The 19,900-nt window shown below is 76.6% G+C and carries 13 protein-coding genes; 4 read left to right on the forward strand and 9 right to left on the reverse strand.

The window, feature by feature from the left end:
- Nucleotides 1-118 precede the first annotated feature (118 nt).
- The 3 genes from ACVMYR_RS16605 to lpdA form a co-directional block, all read right to left on the reverse strand.
- Entirely contained in the window at nt 119-1,444 is a 1,326-nt protein-coding gene (locus ACVMYR_RS16605; RefSeq protein WP_457122179.1) for a low temperature requirement protein A, read from the reverse strand.
- A gap of 138 nt (nt 1,445-1,582) precedes the next feature.
- On the reverse strand, nt 1,583-3,406 hold the full coding sequence (sucB, locus tag ACVMYR_RS16610; protein WP_457122180.1) for a 2-oxoglutarate dehydrogenase, E2 component, dihydrolipoamide succinyltransferase: 1,824 nt from the start codon (nt 3,404-3,406) through the stop codon (nt 1,583-1,585).
- Between the two features lie 73 nt (nt 3,407-3,479).
- Nucleotides 3,480-4,871: a dihydrolipoyl dehydrogenase gene (gene lpdA, locus ACVMYR_RS16615; protein WP_457122181.1), complete on the reverse strand. Its 1,392-nt coding sequence runs from the start codon at nt 4,869-4,871 to the stop codon at nt 3,480-3,482.
- Nucleotides 4,872-5,048: 177 nt separating this feature from the next.
- Here lpdA and ACVMYR_RS16620 point away from each other — a divergent pair, with 177 nt between their 5' ends.
- Nucleotides 5,049-5,378: a hypothetical protein gene (locus tag ACVMYR_RS16620; RefSeq protein ID WP_077938972.1), complete on the forward strand. Its 330-nt coding sequence runs from the start codon at nt 5,049-5,051 to the stop codon at nt 5,376-5,378.
- A gap of 73 nt (nt 5,379-5,451) precedes the next feature.
- Here ACVMYR_RS16620 and ACVMYR_RS16625 read toward each other — a convergent pair whose 3' ends face one another.
- The gene (locus ACVMYR_RS16625; protein ID WP_077938973.1) at nt 5,452-7,023 is read right to left on the reverse strand and encodes a leucyl aminopeptidase; all 1,572 of its coding nucleotides are present in this window, start codon (nt 7,021-7,023) and stop codon (nt 5,452-5,454) included.
- Nucleotides 7,024-7,187: 164 nt separating this feature from the next.
- Between ACVMYR_RS16625 and gcvT the strand changes: the two genes are divergently transcribed.
- Nucleotides 7,188-8,318: a glycine cleavage system aminomethyltransferase GcvT gene (gene gcvT / locus ACVMYR_RS16630; RefSeq protein ID WP_457122182.1), complete on the forward strand. Its 1,131-nt coding sequence runs from the start codon at nt 7,188-7,190 to the stop codon at nt 8,316-8,318.
- A gap of 67 nt (nt 8,319-8,385) precedes the next feature.
- Here the strand turns inward: gcvT and ACVMYR_RS16635 are convergent, their stop codons facing one another.
- The 3 genes from ACVMYR_RS16635 to ACVMYR_RS16645 form a co-directional block, all read right to left on the reverse strand.
- A complete protein-coding gene (locus ACVMYR_RS16635; protein WP_077938975.1) occupies nt 8,386-9,672 on the reverse strand; it encodes a DUF2314 domain-containing protein in 1,287 nt (428 codons plus the stop codon).
- 65 nt (nt 9,673-9,737) lie between these two features.
- Nucleotides 9,738-10,526, reverse strand: coding sequence for an adenosylcobinamide-GDP ribazoletransferase (locus ACVMYR_RS16640; RefSeq protein ID WP_457122183.1), 789 nt, complete (start codon nt 10,524-10,526; stop codon nt 9,738-9,740).
- A complete protein-coding gene (locus ACVMYR_RS16645) occupies nt 10,516-12,486 on the reverse strand; it encodes a bifunctional adenosylcobinamide kinase/adenosylcobinamide-phosphate guanylyltransferase (RefSeq protein WP_457122184.1) in 1,971 nt (656 codons plus the stop codon). The genes ACVMYR_RS16640 and ACVMYR_RS16645 overlap by 11 nt, the downstream gene beginning before the upstream one ends.
- Nucleotides 12,487-12,715: 229 nt before the next feature.
- On the opposite strand from ACVMYR_RS16645, the gene ACVMYR_RS16650 reads away from it, so the two are divergent.
- Complete coding sequence (locus ACVMYR_RS16650; protein ID WP_043969283.1) at nt 12,716-12,916, forward strand: hypothetical protein; 201 nt, start codon at nt 12,716-12,718, stop codon at nt 12,914-12,916.
- On the forward strand, nt 12,916-13,719 hold the full coding sequence (locus ACVMYR_RS16655) for a site-2 protease family protein (protein WP_457122185.1): 804 nt from the start codon (nt 12,916-12,918) through the stop codon (nt 13,717-13,719). The genes ACVMYR_RS16650 and ACVMYR_RS16655 overlap by 1 nt, the downstream gene beginning before the upstream one ends.
- 91 nt (nt 13,720-13,810) lie before the next feature.
- Here the strand turns inward: ACVMYR_RS16655 and ACVMYR_RS16660 are convergent, their stop codons facing one another.
- Both ACVMYR_RS16660 and ACVMYR_RS16665 read right to left on the reverse strand, forming a co-directional pair.
- Nucleotides 13,811-14,809 carry an aldo/keto reductase family protein gene (locus ACVMYR_RS16660; RefSeq protein WP_043967140.1) on the reverse strand — a complete coding sequence of 333 codons (999 nt, stop codon included), beginning with the start codon at nt 14,807-14,809 and terminating at the stop codon, nt 13,811-13,813.
- A 62-nt stretch (nt 14,810-14,871) separates the two neighbouring features.
- A complete protein-coding gene (locus ACVMYR_RS16665) occupies nt 14,872-19,872 on the reverse strand; it encodes a WG repeat-containing protein (RefSeq protein WP_457122186.1) in 5,001 nt (1,666 codons plus the stop codon).
- Nucleotides 19,873-19,900 lie beyond the last annotated feature (28 nt).

The following is a 19,900-nucleotide window of genomic DNA, read 5'->3' on the forward strand; positions in this document are numbered from 1 at the left end:
CGGGCAACGCGCCGGGGGCCGATTCTGCCGACCGGCGAATCCGCCGACGGCTGAACCCGCACCGGCCGGCCCGCATCCCCGAGGCCCGCCCGCAGCGCTCGTCACTCCGCAGCCCCCGTCACTCCTCGTCCGGGTCGCCGTCGTGCCAGCGTTGCCGCCACTGCGCCTCCCGCGCCTCGTGGGCGGTCCGCTCGGCGAAGACCGCCTCGCGCAGGGCGTGCCGGGAGTCGGCCATCGTCACCACCTCCACGGCCACCAGGCCGACGCAGACGCCGGTGAGCAGGACCAGCGCCGCCAGCGCCGGCATCCGGCCGGCGACCGGGATCAGCGCCGCGAGCAGCAGCACCGTGCCGACGCGGGCCCAGGTGAGGGTGCGCAGCGTACGGAGCTGGAAGAGCATGTCGCCGGCCAGATAGCAGATCACCCCGCCGTAGAGCAGCGGGATCCCGGGGCCGTGCAGCGACTCCTCCAGCGGCAGGTGCGGCCGGCCGAGCATGTTCAGCATCTCCTCCGCCCCGAGGGAGAACAGGATCAGCCCGGTGATCATCGGCAGGAAGAGGTAGGCGTACGCGTCGCGGGCCAGCCCCACCCGGGTCCGGCCCCGGGCGGCGTGCAGGGCGATGCGGGCCGCCGGACCGATCACGTCGAAGTGCAGCCACCACAGCGTCGCGGCCAGGACGATGCCGATGCCGGCGGCGGTGATCGCCTGCCAGCTGACGGGCCGGCCGGCCAGGTTGGTGCCGACGCCCACGGAGATCACCGACTCGCCGAGCGCGATCATCAGGATCAGGTCGTACCGTTCGGTCCAGTGCTCGGCCGAGGTCACCCCGCCGCCCCCGGTGCCGGCCAGCAGCCCGGTGGCGTACTGCGAGACGACCACGACGGCCCAGAGCCCGTCGCGGACCAGCGCGCCGACGTCGGGGTCGGCGAACTGGTGCGGGACGAGGGCGGCGGCGAGCAGCAGCACGGTGCTGAGCACCAGCTCCGGCGCGAGCTTCATCAGGTGCCGGCTCTCCACCGGCTGGTCCCGCATGACGTGCCAGTAGACCCACAGGTGGACCATCCGGATGACCAGGTAGCTCACCGCGACCGTGAGCGGGCCCGCCAGCCCCTGCCCGTGTGCGGCGATCGTCTGCGGCACGGCCAGGGCGAACGCGAACACCGCGGCCATCCCGACCACCATGACCACCGGCACGAAGCCCTCGCCGAGGCGGACCCGGGTGGCGACCACGCTGTGGATGACCCAGACCCACCAGAGCACCGCCAGCACGAGGAAGCCGTGCAGCAGGGTGTGGCCGGTGATGTCGGTGGCGGTGGCCCGCACGATGACGAAGAACGAGAAGACGAAGACCAGGTCGAAGAAGACCTCGAACCGGTCCACCCGGGCACCGGGCGCGATCGCCACGGCGGGCCCGAGGCTGCCCCGCCGCCGCTCGCCGCGCACCCGTCCACTCTCGCAGCGTCCGCCGGGCGACCGGGCGGATTCGGCGCAGGCGCCCCCGGGCCGGCGGGATCCCATCGGTACGCCGACGGGCGCCCCGGTCGAGGTGACCGGAGCGCCCGTCGGAAGGGACAGCGGTGGTTACAGGCCCAGCTCGGCCTCGAAGTTGCCGCCCTCCAGCCGCTCCTTGACCGCGACCAGGAAGCGGGCCGCGTCGGCGCCGTCGATGAGCCGGTGGTCGTACGACATGGCCAGGTAGACCATCGAGCGGACCGCGACGACCTCGCCCAGCTCCGGGTCGTTGACCACGACGGGGCGCTTCACCACGGCGCCCGTGCCGAGCATCGCCGACTGCGGCGACGGCACGATCGGGGTGTCGAACAGCGCGCCCCGGCTGCCCGTGTTGGTCAGCGTGAACGTGGCCCCGGCGATCTCGTCCGGGCTGATCTTGTTGGTGCGGGTGCGCTCGGCCAGGTCGGCGATCCGCTTGGCCAGGCCGCCCAGGTTGAGGTCGCCCGCCCCGTGGATCACCGGCACCATCAGGCCGCGCTCGGTGTCCACCGCGATGCCGAGGTGCTCGGCGTCCGGGTAGGTGATCGTCCCGGCGTCGAGGTCCATGCTGGCGTTGACGATCGGGAACGTCTGGAGCGCCTCGACCGCCGCGAGGGCGAAGAACGGCAGGAACGACAGCTTCACGCCGTGCCGCGCAAGGAACGAGTCCTTGGCGCGGGCCCGCAGCTTGGCGACCTTGGTGACGTCCACCTCGACGACCGTGGTGAGCTGCGCCATCTCGTGCAGCGACTGCTGCATCCGCTTGGCGATCGTGGCCCGGATCCGGGGCAGCTTCTCGGTGGTGCCGCGCTTCGCGCTCGGCTGCGGCTTCGCGGCCGGCTTCGCCGGGGCCGCCGCTGCGGCGGGCTGCGCCGCCGGGGCCGCCTTCGCCGCCTTGGCCTTCTCAGCGGCCTCCAGCACGTCCTGCTTGCGGATGCGGCCACCCACGCCGGTGCCCTTGACCGAGGCGAGGTCGACGCCGTGCTCGCCGGCGAGCTTGCGGACCAGCGGCGTCACGTACCCGGCCGCCTCCTCGCCGCCCTGGGCGGGCGCGGTCGGGCGGGCCGGGGTGGCGGTCGGGGCCGGCGGCTGCGCCTGCTGCTCGGCCTGGACCGGCTTGGCGGCGGTCTCGGCCTCCGCGGCCGGCTCGTTGTAGGACGCGCCCGGGGTCGGCTCCTCGGCCTTGGCCGCCGGGGCGGCCTCCACCTTCGGCTCCGGCTTCGGCTCGGGCTTGGCCTCGGCCTTCGGCTCCGGCTTGGGCTCGGCCTTCGGCGTTGCCGGGGCGGCGCCGGCCGCACCGACGACCGCCAGGTCGGCCCCGACGGCGGCGGTCTCGTCCTCGGGGACCTTGATCTCCAGCAGCGTGCCGGCGACCGGGGACGGGATCTCGGTGTCGACCTTGTCGGTGGAGACCTCCAGCAGCGGCTCGTCGACCTCGACGGTGTCGCCGACCTGCTTGAGCCAGCGGGTGACGGTGCCCTCGGTGACGCTCTCGCCCAGGGCCGGCATCTTCACCGGGGTGCCCTCGCCCGCCGGGGCCGGTGCGGCCTGCGCGGCCGGCGGCTCCTCGACGGCCGGCTGCTCCGCCTCGGCCTGCGGCTCGGCGGCGGCCTCGGCGGCCTCCTCGGCCGGCTCCTCCTGCGGCGCGGCGGCCTCGCCACCGCCCGCGGACTCGCCCTCGCCGGCGATGACGGCCAGCTCGCTGCCCACCTCGGCGGTCTCGTCCTCGCCCACCACGATCCGGCTCAGCACGCCCGCCGCCGGGGACGGGATCTCGGTGTCGACCTTGTCCGTCGAGACCTCGAGCAGCGGCTCGTCGACCTCGACGGTGTCACCCTCCTGCTTGAGCCAGCGGGTGACGGTGCCCTCGGTGACGCTCTCGCCGAGCCGAGGCATGGTGACCGATACCGGCATCTTCTAAGACTCCTTCGTTCCCCTGGTGCGATCTCGCCCGTCTGCCGCCGGACGCCGCGGAATCAGTTCTCGATCAGGCGTGCGCGTGCAGCGGCTTGCCGGCGAGGGCGAGGTGCGCCTCGCCCAGGGCCTCGTTCTGGGTCGGGTGGGCGTGCACGAGCTGCGCCACCTCGGCCGGGTACGCCTCCCAGTTGTAGATGAGCTGCGCCTCGCCGACCAGCTCGCCGACCCGCGCGCCGACCATGTGCACGCCGACGACGGGGCCGTCCTCGACCCGGACCAGCTTGATGAAGCCGGCGGTCTTGAGGATCTGGCTCTTGCCGTTGCCGCCCAGGTTGTAGTTGTACGTCTTGATCTTGTCGGCGCCGTACTGCTCCTTGGCCTTCGCCTCGGTGAGGCCGACCGACGCCAGCTCGGGGTCGCAGTAGGTGACCCGGGGGATGCCGGCCTCGTCGATCACGGCCGGGTTCTGCCCGGCGATCTCCTCGGCCACGAAGATGCCCTGCTGGAAGCCCCGGTGGGCGAGCTGGAGGCCGGGCACGATGTCGCCGACCGCGTAGACGTTCGGCACGCCGGTGCGCAGCCGCTCGTCGGTCAGCACGTACCCGCGGTCCATCCGCACGCCCTGCTCCTCGTACCCGAGGTCGGCGGTGCGCGGGCCGCGGCCCACGGCGACCAGCAGCAGCTCGGCCTCGACCGTCTCGCCGCCGGCGATGGCGACCTTGACGCCGTTCTCGGTCTTCTCGACCTTCTCGAACGGCTTGCCCACCTTAAAGTTGATCTTCCGCTTGCGGAACGCCCGCTCCAGCGCCTTCGACGACTCCTCGTCCTCGGCGGCGACCAGCCGGGGCAGCGCCTCGATGATCGTCACGTCCACGCCGAAGGACTTCCACACGCTGGCGAACTCGACGCCGATCACGCCGCCGCCCAGCACGATCGCCGACGACGGGACCCGGTCCAGGGTCAGCGCGTGGTCGCTGGTGATGATCCGCTCGCCGTCGACCTCCAGGCCGGGCAGGCTCTTCGCGTACGAGCCGGAGGCCAGCACGACGTTGCGGCCGGTGTACCGCTTCCCGTCGACCTCGACGGCGTTCGGGGCGACCAGCCGGCCGTGACCCTCGACGATGGTGATCGCCTTGTTGCCCTTGAGCATCCCCTGGAGGCCCTTGTAGAGGCGGGAGATCACGCCGTCCTTGTACGCGTTCACGCCGGCCATGTCGATGCCGACCAGCTCGGCCTTCACGCCGAACTGCTCCGACTCGCGGGTGGAGTCGGCGATCTCGGCGGCGTGCAGCAGGGCCTTCGTCGGGATGCACCCGTTGTGCAGGCAGGTCCCGCCGAGCTTGCCCTTCTCGACCAGCGCCACGGTCAGGCCCAGCTGGACGGCGCGCAGGGCGGTCGCGTAGCCGCCGCTGCCACCTCCGAGGATGACGATGTCGAAGGTCGCTTCGTTCGGCTCGCTCACGTCCAACTCCCAGTTCGCGTCACTGCATCGGGGGTCACGGCGGGGCGGCACGGACAGACCCCACCTCGGTCATCTTGTCACCACCGCGTACCGGGCGCGTAGTGAGGTGCCCAACGACACGTCCCGGACACGTACGCTTGGCACCGGTTTCGATCACGGATATGGGGGAGACGGTCGGTGGCGCTGTTCCGACGACGCAAGAAGGCGCGCCCGGCGGGGCCGGACCGCGCGCCCGACCGCGCCGATCTCGACCACCTGGAGAACTTCGTCCGCACCCGGCGGGGGGTCGAGGCGTTCATCGAGCCCCGCACCACCGTCACGGAGACCACGGTGATCCTCATCGCCGACGACGGGGAGTGGACCCGCCGGCGCATCGACGGCCCCGAGGGCGCCCGCCGGTTCGCCCACAAGCTGGCCATCCCCGTCTACGACGTGCGGCTCATGGGCTACCCGCAGCGGATGCGCGACTACAACGAGCGCCGCAAGCGCCGCCCCGAGCTGTACTGAGCCGCGCGGCCCGCGCCGGGCCGCCCGGCGAAGGGCCCCCCGACGGGCGGGGGGACCCTTCCGCGCGACCACGTCAGCCGTTGGCGGCGACGTCCTCGACCAGGTGCACGAGGGTACGCACCGGCACCCCCGTGCCGCCCTTGGTCCAGTAGCCGGTCGCCTCACCCGAGTGGTAGCTGGGGCCGGCGATGTCGATGTGCGCCCAGGCCACGTCGTCGGCGACGAACTCCCGCAGGAACACCCCGCCCTGCAGCATGTGCCCCGCCCGGTCCATCCCGGCGTTGACCTGGGAGATGTCGGCGACGTCCGAGTCCATGCCCTTGCGCACCTCGTCGGGCAGCGGCATCGGCCAGGCCGGCTCGCCCACCGCGTCGCCGGCCGCCCGGACCCGCTCGCACAGCTCCGGGGTGCCCATCACGCCGGAGATCCGCTTGCCCAGCGAGATCACCTGGCCGCCGGTGAGGGTCGAGGTCTCGAAGAGGTAGTCGGCGCCGTCCTCGCAGGCCCGCGCGATCGCGTCGCCCAGGATCATCCGGCCCTCGGCGTCGGTGTTGAGCACCTCCACCTTCTTGCCGTTGTACATGGTGATCACGTCGCCCGGCCGGTAGCTGGTGCCCGACGGCATGTTCTCGGCCATCGGCAGGTAGCCCGTCACCGTCACCGACGGCTTCAGCGCGGCGATCGCCAGCATGGTCGCGCCGACCGCCGCCGCGCCGCCCATGTCGGACTTCATCTCCCACATGCCCTGCGCCGGCTTGATCGAGATGCCGCCGGTGTCGAAGGTGATGCCCTTGCCGACCAGCGCCACCCGCTTGCCGCTGCCCCCGCCCTCGGGCGTGTAGGTGAGCTTGACCAGGCGCGGCGGGGCCTCCGAGCCCTGCCCGACGGCCAGGATGCCGCCGTAGCCGCCCGCCGCCAGCGCCGCCTCGTCGAGCACCTCGACGGCGAGCCCGGCCGCGCGGGCCGCCTCGGCCACCGCGTCGGCGAACACCGGCGGGCGCTGCAGGTTCGGGGCGGTGTTCACCCAGTCGCGGGTCAGCCGGACCGCGCCGGCCACCGCGTGCGCCCGCTCGATCTCGGCCCGGGCGGTCGCGTCGCCGGCCTCCGGCACCGCGACCAGCACCTCGGCGACCGGCTCCCGCCGGGCCGGCTGCGGGCGGGTCTTGTACCCGGCGAACCGGTAGCCGCCGAGCAGCGCGCCCTCGGCCACCGCGCGCAGCGCGTCGGCGGCGTCGGCGTCGTCGGGCAGCGGCAGGCTCAGCGCCACCCGGCGCGCGCCCGCCAGGGCCCGGACCGCCGAGCCGGCGGCCCGGCGCAGCGTCTCCGGCGCGGGGGCGGCCCCCGTCGGCTCGGGGCCGAGGCCGACCGCCGCGACCACCGGGGCGGTGACGGTGCCCAGCGTGGCCAGCTTGATCACCTCGCCCGGTGCCCCGGTCGCGCCGAGCAGCGCCAGCGTCTCGGTGAGCTTGCCGTCGAAGGCGGCGGCGATGCTCTCGGCGCCGCTGGCGAGCAGCAGCGCCCCGGCGGGGCCGCCGGCGGCGTCCTGCTCCCCGGTCTGGCTGTGCAGGCCGATCACGATCGCGTCGACGGCGAGCTCGGCGGGGTCTGTGTCGACCAGGCTGAGGGTGGTGCTGGGCGATGTCACTGAAGCTACTCCGGGCGGGCCGGGCCGGTCGCGTCGTCGCGTACCGGCGGTGAAGGTCTCCGGCGGCAACCTACCCGCCGGACGGTGGGCTGTCCCGCCGAACTCCGCCGACGGGGGTCCCGCCGATGCTAACCAGACGTTCAGCCACCGGTAAGTTGCCACCCATGACCGACGCGACCTCCGACGCCGCCGCGACCCGGCTGCGCCGTTCCCCGCTGCACGAGCGGCACACCGCCCTCGGCGCCAAGTTCGCCCCGTACGGTGGCTGGGAGATGCCCCTGGAGTACGCCGGCGGCGGGGTGCTCCGGGAGCACACGGCGGTCCGCACCGGGGTCGGCGTGTTCGACGTGTCGCACCTGGGTAAGGCGCGGGTCACCGGCCCCGGCGCGGCCGACTTCGTCAACGCCTGCCTCAGCAACGACCTGGGCCGGATCGGCCCCGGCCAGGCGCAATACACCCTGTGCTGCGACGACGCCACCGGCGGCGTGGTGGACGACATCATCGCCTACCTGCACGCCGACGACCACGTCTTCCTCGTCCCGAACGCCGCGAACACCGCCGAGGTGGTGCGCCGGCTGCGCGCCGCCGCCCCGGAGCACGTGGTCGTCACCGACGAGCACGAGGGGTACGCCGTCCTCGCCGTGCAGGGTCCGCGCTCGGCCGAGCTGCTCGCCGCGCTGGGCCTGCCCACCGACCACGACTACATGAGCTTCCGCACCGCCACCCTCGCCGACGCGGAGTTGACCGTCTGCCGCACCGGCTACACCGGCGAGCTGGGCTACGAGCTGGTGGTGCCCGCCGGGCACGCCGTCGCCGTCTGGGACGCGCTGACCGCCGCCGGCGCGGCGTACGAGCTGCGGGCCTGCGGGCTGGCCGCGCGGGACACCCTGCGCACCGAGATGGGCTACCCGCTGCACGGGCAGGACCTGTCGCCGGAGATCACCCCCGTGCAGGCCCGCTCCGGCTGGGCCGTCGGCTGGGACAAGCCGGCGTTCTGGGGCCGCGACGCGCTGCGCGCCGAGAAGGCCGCCGGCCCCGCGCGTACGCTGCGCGGCCTGGTCGCCGTCGACCGGGCGATCCCGCGCCCCGGCATGAAGCTCTACGTCGGCGACACCTGCGTCGGCACGGTCACCAGCGGCACCTTCAGCCCGACGCGCAAGCAGGGCATCGCCCTGGCGCTGCTCGACACGTCCGCCGGCCTCGCCGACGGCGACCGGGTGGACGTCGACATCCGGGGCCGCCGCGCCGCCCTGACCGTCACCCGCCCCCCGTTTGTGACCCCCTCGGTGCGCTGAGCGTCAGGCGAGGGCCCGCCGGCGTCGGGTGACCGTCAGGCGAGGGCCCGCCAGCGTCGGGTGACCGTCAGGCCGGGCGTTCCCCGGCGTCGAGGACGGCCTGGGTCCAGCCGCCCTCGATGACGCCCGTCGCGCCGAGGACGGCCCAGTCGACGACGTCCGCCGCCTCGACCACCACCGGCGCGCCGATGCGCACCGTCGGGTCGGTGCTGGCGTCGCTGGCGCTCGCGCCGACGATCCGTTCCGGGGCGTCCCACGACGTCACGCCCGCCCACACGTACTCGGGGCCCTCGTCGCCCGGCAGGCCGTACTTGACCACGAGCTGCGACTCCGCCGGCAGTTGGCCGGCCAGGAACCGGGCCCGCACGTCGTCCAGGCCCTCCCGGGCGGTGGCGATCGCCCGGCTCATGGCGTCGCCCGGGCGGGCGTAGCGCACGTCCGGCGCGATGCCGTCGAACAGCGTGGCGCAGGCCGCCGCGTAGTACCGCCCGTCCGGGCCCGGGTGCCCCGGCGGCGGGCGCAGGCTCAGGAACGAGTCGGCCTCCGGGTCGGTGGCCGGGTCCAGCTCCAGCCGCAGCAGCACCGGCGCGGTCGCCCCGTGCTGCTCCGGGTTGCCGTACGCGACCGCGATGTCGTGCCCGGTGACCGTGGCCAGCACCGGGAGCTGCACGAACGCCGGCACCTCGTCGCCGGCCAGCCCGTCGGTCCAGGCCCGCAGCAGGCGGCGGGCGGCCCCGGTGAGCACCGCGCCCCAGGCGCGGGTGAGGTGGTCGGGCACCCCCTGGGTCTGCAACTCCAGCAGCCCGAAGCGGCGCAGCCCCTTCGTGGTGAACCACAGCCCCTCGGCGTCCGAGGAGTAGGGCACCAGCACCCAGTCGACCAGCCGGATCCGCCCCTGGTCGTCCGGCAGCGACCGCAGCGCCGTGGCCGGGTCGAGGAACTGCAGGCCGAAGACGTCCACCACGTCCCCGCCCGCGCTCTCGGCGACGGCGGCGGCGACCGCCCGCGCCGCCCACTCGTGCGCGGGCGGCCAGCCCGGCCGGTACTCCGCCTGCACCACCACCAGGTGGGTGGCCGCGGCGAGCCGGTCGAGCTGCTCCTGGCTCGCCCCGAACGCGGTCAGCAGGTCCGGCGGCAGCGCCGGGAACTCGGCGACCGGCCGGGTGTCCACGCTCATCAGCGGGCTGTCCAGCATCTGCGTGGCCAGCCCGTACACCGGCTCGGCGAGCCGACCGGCCAGCGCCCGCACGGCCGTCTTCGTGCCGACCTTCGGCAGGCCCACCATCGGCACCAGGTAGGTGGCGGTGAGCGACTCGGGGACCGGGACGGGCAGGAAGTCGTCGGTGATGAGCATGTGGTCCCCTGTCTGCCCCGTGCCGGCCTGTCGCCCGAAACGCTACCCGCCCCGGCGCGTCCGGATCAGCGGGTCGCCGCCAGCCCCAGGTAGACCAGCGTGGTCACCACCTCCACGGTCGCGCCGAGCACGTCGCCGGTGATGCCGCCGAGGCGGCGTACCAGGTGGCGCAGCAGCAGCACCGCGACGGCGAGCGCGGCGAGCACGGCGACCGGCCCCTGCCACGGGCGGCCCGGCACGGCGGCGACCGCGACGAGCGCGACGGCGGCCGTGCCGACCCCCGCCGCGACCGGGCCGACGGTGCCCGCGACCAGCGCGCCCAGCCCGTCCGGCCGGGCCGCCGGCACGCCGCGCCGGCAGGCCAGGGTGACCCCGAGCCGCCCGGCCGCCGTCGCCGCCACCACGCCCGCGAGCGCCGCCGGCCACGACCGGGCCACCAGCTCCGCGAGGGCCGCGGCCTGCACCAGGAGTACGACCACCAGCGCGGCCACCCCGAACGGCCCCACGTCCGGCTTCTTCATGATCTCCAGCGCGGCGGCGCCCCGCCGGTACGACCCGAGCGCGTCGACGGTGTCGGCGAGCCCGTCCAGGTGCAGGCCCCGGGTGAGCAGCGCGCCCGCCCCGAGGGTCACCGCCGCGGCGACCAGCGGCGCGGCGACGGCCCCGACGAGCAGCAGCACCCCGGCCAGCGCCGCCCCGAGCAGGGCACCGACCGCCGGGGCGAGCGCCATCGCGACGCCCGCCGTGGCGCGGTCGACCCGGCCGGCGCGCACCGGCCAGACGGTGAACGTGGTCAGCGCCAGCCGCAGACCGTCGCCGGCCCGTCCGCCGCCCGGGTGGGCGTCAGTCGGCACGCCGCCCGGCCGGATCCGGCTCCGACCCGGTCGGCTCGGCGGCCCCGGCCGGTGGGGCGTGCTCGGCGGGCTCGGTGGGCGCGGCCGGCTCGGTGGGCGCGGTGGTGGCCGGGCCCGGGCCGGCCGGCTCCGGCTCGACGAACGCCGCCGCGTCCGGCCCCCCGGCGCTGTCGTCCGCGCCGGCCGCGTCCGCGCTGGCGGCGGTGTCCGCGCCGGCCGCGTCCTGCTGGTCCGGCCGGGCGGGCAGCGCGGCGGCCAGCGACAGCACCGAGCGCACCAGCGGCAGCGCGGTCAGCGCGTTCGCCCCCTCGCCGAGGTCGAGCCGCAGGTCCAGCAGGGGATCGAGGCCCAGCACGTCGGCGGCGAGCCGGACCGCCGGGTGACCGCCGTGGTCGGCCAGCAGGCACCAGTGCCGGGCCTGCCCGGCCAGGTCCCGGCTGACCATGCCGGCGGCCAGGCCGACCGGGCCGTCCAGCAGCACCGGCAGCCGGCGGGCGGTCGCGCCGAGCAGCACGCCGGTGGCCACCGCGATGTCCCCGCCGCCCAGCTCGGCCAGCACGTCCTTGGCGTCGCGGGGCGAACGCCGGGTGCGGTGCAGCGCGTCCCGGACCGCCGCGCAGCGCCGCATCCACGCCGCGTCGTCGATCTCGCCGCCCGCCGTCACCACCCGGCCGAGCACCGCGGGCGGCTCCGCCCCGGCCGTCGCCGCGAGCACCGCCGCCGCGGCGGCGTCCGTGCCGGCCCCGCACGCCGCCAGCACCAGCAGCCGTACGCCCGCCTCGGCGGCCTCCTCGGCCAGCCGCCAGCCGTACCGCAGGGCCTGCTCCACCTGCTCGTGGTCCAGGGCCGGCAGGTCCTCGATGGCCTCGGACGCCGGCGTCTCGACGACCTGGAGGCTCGCGCCGCTCTCGGCGGCCAGCCGGGCCAGCACGCCCTGCCCGGCGCGGGCCTGTGCCGCCCGCCGGGCCGACTCCCCGGGCGGGGAACCGGCGGCGGCCCCGCCGGCGTGGTCGCCGTGCAGCAGCAGCACCCGCACGCTGTCCCAGGACGCCGGCGTCGGGGTGCCCTGGGTGGCCGCGGCGAAGCCGACCACCCGCTCCAGCACGCCCAGCCCGGCCCCGGGCACGTCCAGGGTGGCGAGCCGCTCCAGGGCCTGCGGCCCGGCGTACTCGTCGGGCATCGGCAGTTCCATGCCGGGCTGGATGACCAGGCCCGTGGCGACCACCGGCAGCGCCATCGTCGGCGCCGCCCACGGCACGCCGGCCGGCTCCGGTGCCGTGGTCGGGGTCAACACCTCCGGCAGCGCCGCCGCACGGTCGTCGCGTCCACCGCCGGCCGTCGCCGTGGCCGCCGCCGCCGGGACCGTTGCCTGCGCCGCGGTGACCGCCCCGGCCCCCGCGCCCGAGGAGGCGGCGGGGGTCTTGAGCCAGCACGCCTGGCCGGCGACCACCAGGACCACCGCGTCGCACGCGTCGGCGACCGCCCGGTTGGCCGCGCCGAGGGCGTCGGTGAACGCCCGACCCAGCGGGGTCGTCGGCACCAGCGACAGCCCCACCTCGGGGCTCACCACCACCAGTCGCGCCGGGCAGGCCCGCACCGCGTCGGCCAGCTCGGCGACGGTCGCCGTGTCGTCCGCCGGCTGGTGGGCCGGATCCAGCAGCACGGTCACCCAGCCGCCGAGGTCGTCGACGAGCAGCGTCTCGTTCGGCCGCGCCGACGCGACGACGTCGGCCAGCCGGCGCGGATCGTCGGCGGTCTCCTCGGTGGTCCAACCGCCCGGCCGCCGGTCGCGATGGGCCTTCAGGCGGGCCGCCCACTCGGCGTCGGTCGGGTCGCCGGCAGCCGACGTCGCCACGTAGCGGACCGTGGGCGCCTCGGCGACCAGGGACTCCGCGAACTCGGACTTGCCGGAGCGGATCCCGCCGAGCACCAGGACCGTGTTCCACCCGTCAACGGACATGCCCCGTACCTTAAGGCCGCCGTGGCCCGCGCCGCCGGTCGGCCCGCGCCGGTGACCACGGTTCGGGCGGCCGGGCCGGGGCGGTCCCGGGTGGGCCCGCCGCCGCGCGGCCCGGCCGAACAGCGGCCGGCGGCGGTGCCCGGTGGAGCGGCGGGCCGTCCGGCACGGGGCCGACTACGCTTGCGGGGGTTCGTCCCAGGAGGACTTCAGCGGCGAGGGGAGACGCGGCATGGCGTGGAGCTGGCGGTACGAGGGCGCGGACGGCGCGGCGGCCGAGGGGCCGACGGAGACGTTCGGGAGCCAGGCGGACGCCGAGTCCTGGATCGGCCAGACCTGGCGGGAGCTCGCGGCATCCGGCGTCACGACGGTCACGCTCGTCGAGGACGACCGGGTGGAATACCGGATGAGCCTCCAGCCCCCGGCCGAGTGATGACGGCGGGCCGCCCGGGCGGCGGCGAGCCGCTGGTGCTCGGGGTGCCCCGGGCGGCCTTCCGGCCCAGCCCGGTGTTCCTGGCGCTGGTCGCGCTCTTCGCGGCCAGCGGCGTCATGGCCTGGAACCGGTTCGGCAACGTCCGGTTCGACGTGTTCCTCTTCGTCGTCTCGGGCTGGCTCGTCTCGCTCTGCCTGCACGAGTACGCCCACGCGGTGGTCGCCTACCGGGCCGGGGACCGCGACATCGCCCACCGGGGCTACCTGACGCTCAACCCGTTCAAGTACACCCACCCGCTGCTGTCGATCGTGCTGCCCGTGGTGGTGGTGCTGCTCGGAGGCATCGGCCTGCCCGGCGGCGCGGTGTGGGTGGACCGGCACGCCATCCCGGGGCGGCTGCGGCACACCCTGGTCAGCCTCGCCGGCCCGGCCACCAACGTGCTGTTCACCCTCGTGCTGGTGGCGGTGCTGCGGGTCGGCTTCGGCGGCGGCGGCGGGTCGGTGGGGTTCTGGGCGGGCCTGGCGCTGCTGGCGTTCCTCCAGCTCACCGCCAGCGTGCTCAACCTGCTGCCGGTGCCCGGCCTCGACGGCGGCAACATGATCCAGCCGTGGCTGAACCCGCAGTGGCGGCGGATGTACGACCTGTTCGCCCCGTTCGGGTTCATCCTGCTGTTCGCGCTGCTGTGGAACCCGCGCCTCGGCGGCTGGTTCTTCGACGGCGTCTTCGCCGTGGCGGACGTGCTCGGCCTGCCCCCGTGGCTCTACGCCGCCGGCCTCGACCTGATCCGCTTCTGGCAGGGCTGACCGCCCCGCTCACGACGGCGGCGGGGCCCGGTCCCACCTTCCCGGCGGGCCCGGTCCGGCCGGCGCGCCGCGCCGGCCGGACCGGGACGCCTCACGGCCGCTGGGCGGGGGACTGCGTCTTGCCCGGGTCCCGCTCGACGATCGGGTCGACGATGGCGTCGATCGCCTTGAGCAGGTCGGCGTCGAGCTTCACCCCGGCCGCCTTGACGTTGTCGTGCACCTGCTCGGGGCGGGACGCGCCGACGATCGCCGAGGAGACGTTCGGGTTCTGCAGCACCCAGGCGATGGCGAGCTGCGGCATGCTCAGCCCGGCCTGCTCGGCCAGCGGCTTGAGCTCCTGCACCCGGGTCAGCACCTCGTCGGTGAGGAACCGGGCGATGAAGTTCGCCCCCGACTTCTCGTCGGTGGCCCGGGAACCGGCCGGCGGCGGCTGCCCCGGAAGGTACTTGCCCGACAGCACGCCCTGCGCGATCGGCGACCAGACGATCTGCCCGAGGCCCAGCTCCTCGCTGGTCGGCACCACCTCGGCCTCGATGACCCGCCACAGCATCGAATACTGCGGCTGGTTGGACACCAGCGGGATGCGCAGCTCCCGGGCGAGCCGGTGACCCGCCCGGATCTCGTCCGCCGTCCACTCCGAGACGCCGATGTAGTGGGCCTTGCCGGAGTGCACGACGTCGGCGAACGCCTCCATCGTCTCCTCCAGCGGCGTGCTGTGGTCGTACCGGTGGGCCTGGTAGAGGTCCACGTAGTCGGTCTGCAGCCGGCGCAGCGAGCCGTTGATCGACTCCATGATGTGCTTGCGGGACAGGCCCCGGTCGTTGCGGCCCGGACCGGTCGGCCAGAAGACCTTCGTGAAGATCTCCAGCCCCTCGCGGCGCTCGCCCTTCAGCGCCCGGCCGAGCACCTCCTCGGCCTTCGTGCCGGCGTACACGTCGGCGGTGTCGAACGTGGTGATGCCCGTCTCCAGCGCGGCCCGGACGCAGGCGGTCGCCGCGTCCTCCTCGACCTGCGAACCGTGGGTGATCCAGTTGCCGTACGAGATCTCGCTGACCAGCAGGCCCGAGTGGCCCAGGTGTCGGAATTCCATGGTCCGACCCTAGCCCGCCCCCGTCATGGTCACCCGTGGGCGGGTTGCGCGGCGGCCCCGGGTCAGACCAGCGGGCTGGCGTCGGCGAGCAGGTGGTCGATCTGCTCGACCACCCGGTCCCGGCTCGGGTGCACCGGGTCGATCAGCGGCTCGCCGCGCCGGTCCAGCGCACCCCAGCGGCCGAGGCCGTCGCCGACCAGGTACGCCACCGGGTGCACCACCAGCGCCGGGTGCGCCGGGGCCACCAGGACCCGGCCCGTGCGGTCCACCACCCCGCGCCGGCCGTTCAGCTCCACCACGGCCAGCCCCTCCTCGGTGAAGCCGTCGACGTAGCGGCCGTCGGCCAGGGCCGTGGTGAAGCCGTGGTAACGGGTGGGCACCACCACCGTGCCGGTGCGGTCCACCGCCCCCCAGCCGCCGTCGACGCGGACCGCCGCCACCCCGCCCCGGAACGGCCGGACGTCGTCGAAGCCTGGCGGGATCACCACCATGTTGGACGGATCGACGGCCATCCAGTTGCCGGTGCCGTCCATCGACACCCAGGCGAGGCCGTCGGAGAACGAACCGACCGACCGGTAGCCGTTGTTGGCCTGGATCAGGGTGCGGCCCGAGTCGTCGATCAGCGCCCACCGGGTGCCCTCCGGCCGGCGTACCCAGGCCACGCCCTCGCGGAACGGCTGCACCTCGGCGTAGTCGGTGCCGATCACCAGGTTGCCGTCGGCGTCGGCGTAGCCCCACCGGTCCAGGTCCTCGTCGTACGTCGGCACCGGCGGCCGGGGCGTGCGCAGGATCTCCGACCGCCCGCGCGGGTAGGGGCCGAAGCCGTCCCGCCCGGCCCGCTCGGCGACCGCGTCGAGTGCGATCCGGGTGCGGGCGAGCAGCTCCGGGTCGGCGGACCGGCGCAGGTCGAGCGCCCGCTCGAAGTGCTGGCACGCCTCGATCAGCCGGCCCTGGTCATAGCAGCAGCGGCCGGCGTGCTCGTGCAGGGCCGCGCGCAGCCGGTCGGGCAGCTCCGTCGAGTTCGCCTCCGCGAAGAGCCGGTCGGCCTCGGCGAACTCGCCCCGCCAGCGCAGCACGTGGGCCAGCCGCGCCCGCGCCAGCGCGGTTCGCCGCAACTCGCCGGTGGCCTCGGCGTACGTCAGCGCGAGCCGGGCGTCGTCGACCGCGTCCCCCAGGTCGCCGAGCAGGCGCGACGCCACCGCCCGCAGGCTCAGCAGCCGGGCCCGGGACCGGTTGTCCAGGGCGACGTCGAGCTTGGCGGTCAGCCCCTCCCGCACGCTGCGCAGCAGCTCCGGGTCGTCGGTCTCCTCGCGCAGGGTCTCCGGGTGCAGGCGCCAGCGCAGGGCCGCGAGCGTCTGCTCCGGGTCGGCCGGGGCGGCCCGCCGCTCCCGGCCGGGTCGTGGCTCCGCCCCGGCAGCGGGTCCGGCCGGCGACACGGGCCACGCGGGTACGCCGGACACGGGATAGGCAGGCATGCCGGAGACCGGCCGCGCAGGCATGCCGGACACCGGCCGCGCGGGTGGGCCGGACACCGGTGGGGCGGGCACGCCGGACACGGGGCGGGCGGGCGGTGCCGAGACGGGACGCGGCTGCTCCGGTGCGGGGTGGGCGACGAGCGGCGCGGCCCCGGCCGGAGGTGCGGACACCGGCGACGCGGGCGCGGCGCTCACCGGGCGTGGGTCACCGGCCCGGCCGGCCGGGCCACCGGCGGGCTGCGGGGCGGGCGGCGTCGTCGCGCCCGCATCGGCCGGAGCCGGAACCTTCAGCGGAGCCGGAGCCGGAGCCGGAGCCTGGACCGGTGCCGACGCCGGTGCCGAAGCCGGCTTCGGATCCTGGGCCGGCGTCGGGGTCGGGGTCTGGGCCGGGGGCGGGGCCTGGGTCGGCGTGGTGGGCGAGACCTGGGCTGGGGCGGGGACCGGGCCCGCAGCGGCGGCGGGCGTGGCCGGCTCGGCGGCCGGTGCTGCCGATCTGTTCGGCCGGAACCACGCGTCGGAATGCTCCGGCGGTGGCGGCGTCGCCGCGCGTGCCGGCTCAGGGGACGCGTCCGCTGCCCGGGGCCGGTCGGATCCACCGGGGGTGCCGTCGTCCGGCGCCCCGGCATCCCGCGCCTCCCCGGCCCGCACGTCGACCGCCGAGGCGACCACGGTCCCGGCCGGGTCGACGGCGTCACCTCGGTCGACGTTCTCCTCCCTGCCGGCGGGTTCCTCCTCCGGCGTGCTTTCCTCCGGCGCGGTGGCCTCGGTCGCGTCGGCGGGCACGGTGGGCCGGCGGGGGACATCCGGTCCTGCGGCGACAGCCGGTTCGCCGGGCACCGCCGGACCGGTCGCGACGCTCGACCCGGCGGGCCCGGTGACGACTTCGGGCTCGGCCGCGCCTTCGGGTTTGGCCGTGGCTACTGGCTCGGCGGCGGCCCGGGGCTCGGGGGTGATCTCGGGCTCGGGGGTGATCTCGGGCTCGGCGGCGAACTCGGCTTCGGTGCCGGCCTCGGGCCCGGTGGTGACCTCGGCCCCGATGGCGGCGGCCTCGGGTCCCGTGGCGGCCTCGGCCTTGGCTTCGGCGGTGGTCTCGGGCTCGGCGGTGGCGGTCGGGTCGACCGGCTCGGCATCCGGCGACTCGCCCGGTGCCCGGGTGGCCGGCGGCCGGGGTTCGGCGGCGGTGGACGGCGGCTCTGGCGTCGGGTTCGCCGACTCCCGGGCGGCGGACGGCACCGGCAGCACGGGCTGCTCCGGTCGCGGCGGGCTCGGCCGCTCGTCCGGCGGTGAAGAAGCGGCGACCGGAGCGGCCTCGACCGACACGTCCGGGCGGGCCGGGTCGTCCCTGACTGCCGTGGGCTCGCCGGGCCCGGGCCGGGGCTCGGGCGGCCCGGGGGCGGGCAGGAACTCCAGCCGCAGCCGGGCGGCGGGCGGCGCGGATACGGGCTCGGCGGGCGGCGGGGGAACGGGCTCGGCGGGCGGCATGGAGACGGGTGGTGGCGCGGCGACGGGCTCGGCGGGCGGCGCGGAGACCGGTGCCGACGGCGCGGGGGACGTGGGCGCGGTGCGCGGCGGCACCGGCGGCGCGGAGACCGGTGCCGCCGACGCGGCCGGCGTGAGTTCGGTCGGCGGCGCGGAGACCGGCCCGGTCGCCGGCGGTGTGGAGACCGGCCGGGCCGGCGGCCCGCTGACGGGCACGCCGCCGCTCACGGGCACGCCGCTCGCCGGTACACCGGTGGCGGGCGATCCGTCGACGGGCGCGGCGGCGGGGGTGGTGGGCCGCGCGAACCGTGGGGCGTCGGCGGCCGGCTCGACCGGGCGGCGCGGCTCGCTCGGCGGGCGGGTCGGCTCGACCGGTGCGTGGTGCGGGTGCGGCTGGGCCGGGAGACGCGCCGACCCGGCCGCCGGACGCGGGGGCTCCACCGGCGGGCGCAGCGACTCCGCCGGGGGCCGCAGCGGTTCTACCGGTGGCCGCAGCGACTCCGCTGCGGGCCGCAGCGGCTCCGCCGGTGGGCGGCGCGGTTCGCTCGGCGGGCGGGTCGGCTCGACGGGCCGGTGCGACGGGGGAACGAACCGGGGGCCGGGAGCGGCGCTGTCCTGCCGGGGTGGCGACCCGGCCCGATCGACCGGCGGGCGGGGTCCGTACCGATCGGTGACCGGCCGTTCGTCGCCGCGGCTCTCGGCCGGCCGCTCGGCACGGTAAGGGTCGGCGGGGGTCGGGTTGCGGCCCAGGTCCGGACGGAGCGGACCGGGCGGCGGCCAGGGCAGGGCGCCGTCGCGCGGCGGTGCCGGCCGGACGCCGGGCTCGCGGTACTCCTCCGCGCGCGCGGCGGCCACGTCCCGCCCGTCCCGGTACGGTCGGCCGTCCCGGTGCGGCGCCGGTCCGCCCCGGTCGGCGGGGTGACGCGGCTCGTCGGCGAGGGGGCGTCCGGGCGCGTCGGCGGGCCGACCGTGCTGACGGTCCAGCCGGTCCGCGCCCTGACCGGTGCCGGTCGCCGGCGACGCCTGCCACCCGTCCGGGCCAGGGCCGGGACGGCCGTCGCGGTCCAGCGTTGGCCGGCGGCGTTCCGGCCAGCCGGGGCCGGCCGGCCCCGGCCGGTCGCCGTAGGGCCGGTTCGGGTGCTCGTCCGGCTCGGGCACCCACCCTGCCTCGCGGCGGGGCGCCGGAGAGACCGGGCTCGCCTCGGCGGGCCCCGGCCGGCGGCCGTGGTCGGTGGGGCGCGGCTGGTCGTACCGGCCGACGGCCGCATCGCGGTCCGGCGTCCAGCCGGCGGCACGCCGGTCGTGGCGGCCGGGCTGGTCGTGGGCGGGGTGCCGGGGCGGGTACGCCTCGTCCGGTCCGCGCTCCTCCCAGCCGCGCCGGGCCGGTCCCCACTCCTCCGGTGCGGGCCGGCGGTACGGGGCGTGCTCGTCGGCGGCGTGCCGCCGGTGCGGGGTGGCCTCGCCGGGGGCGGGGCCGGCGGCGGGTCGACGGTGCGGCGCGGGCTCGTCGGGGGCGGCTCGCCGGTGCGGGGCGGCCTCGCCCGGAGCCGGACGCCGGTAGAGGGCGTGGTCGTCGGCGGCGGGGCGCGGGCGGTAGGGGTCGTGCTCGTCGGGGGCGGGGCGGCGGTAGCGGTCGCGCTCGTCCGGGGCGGCACGGCGCCCGTCACCGGCCGGCCGGTGGTAGCCGTCCTGCTCGACGCCGGGTCGACGGTACGGGTCGTGCTCGGTGACCGGCCGGCGCTGGCCGTCCTGCCCCGTGACCGGCCGGCGGTACGGGTCGTGGTCGGCGACGGGCCGGCGGTGGCCGTCCTGCTCGGTGACCGGCCGGCGGTACGGGTCCTGGTCGGCGGGCGGCCGGCGGTACCGGTCGTGGTCGTCCGGTCCGGGGCGGCGGTACGGGTCGTGGTCGTCGGGGGCGGGGCTGACCGGCTGCACCTCGGCCCGGCCGACGACGGCGGCGCGACCCCGGGGCGGGGGAGGCTGGTGCCGCACGCCGATGTCGCCCGGGTAGCGCTGCCCCGGGAACTGCGGCTGCCACTCGGTGGTCGGTTCGAACACCCAGGACGGTTCGGCCGGATCGCGCCAGCGGTCGATGAAGTCGCCGCTCATCCGCAGGTCCCGTCGCCGCCCGCGTGGC

The sequence above is a fragment of the Micromonospora sp. PTRAS2 genome, assembly GCF_054052245.1.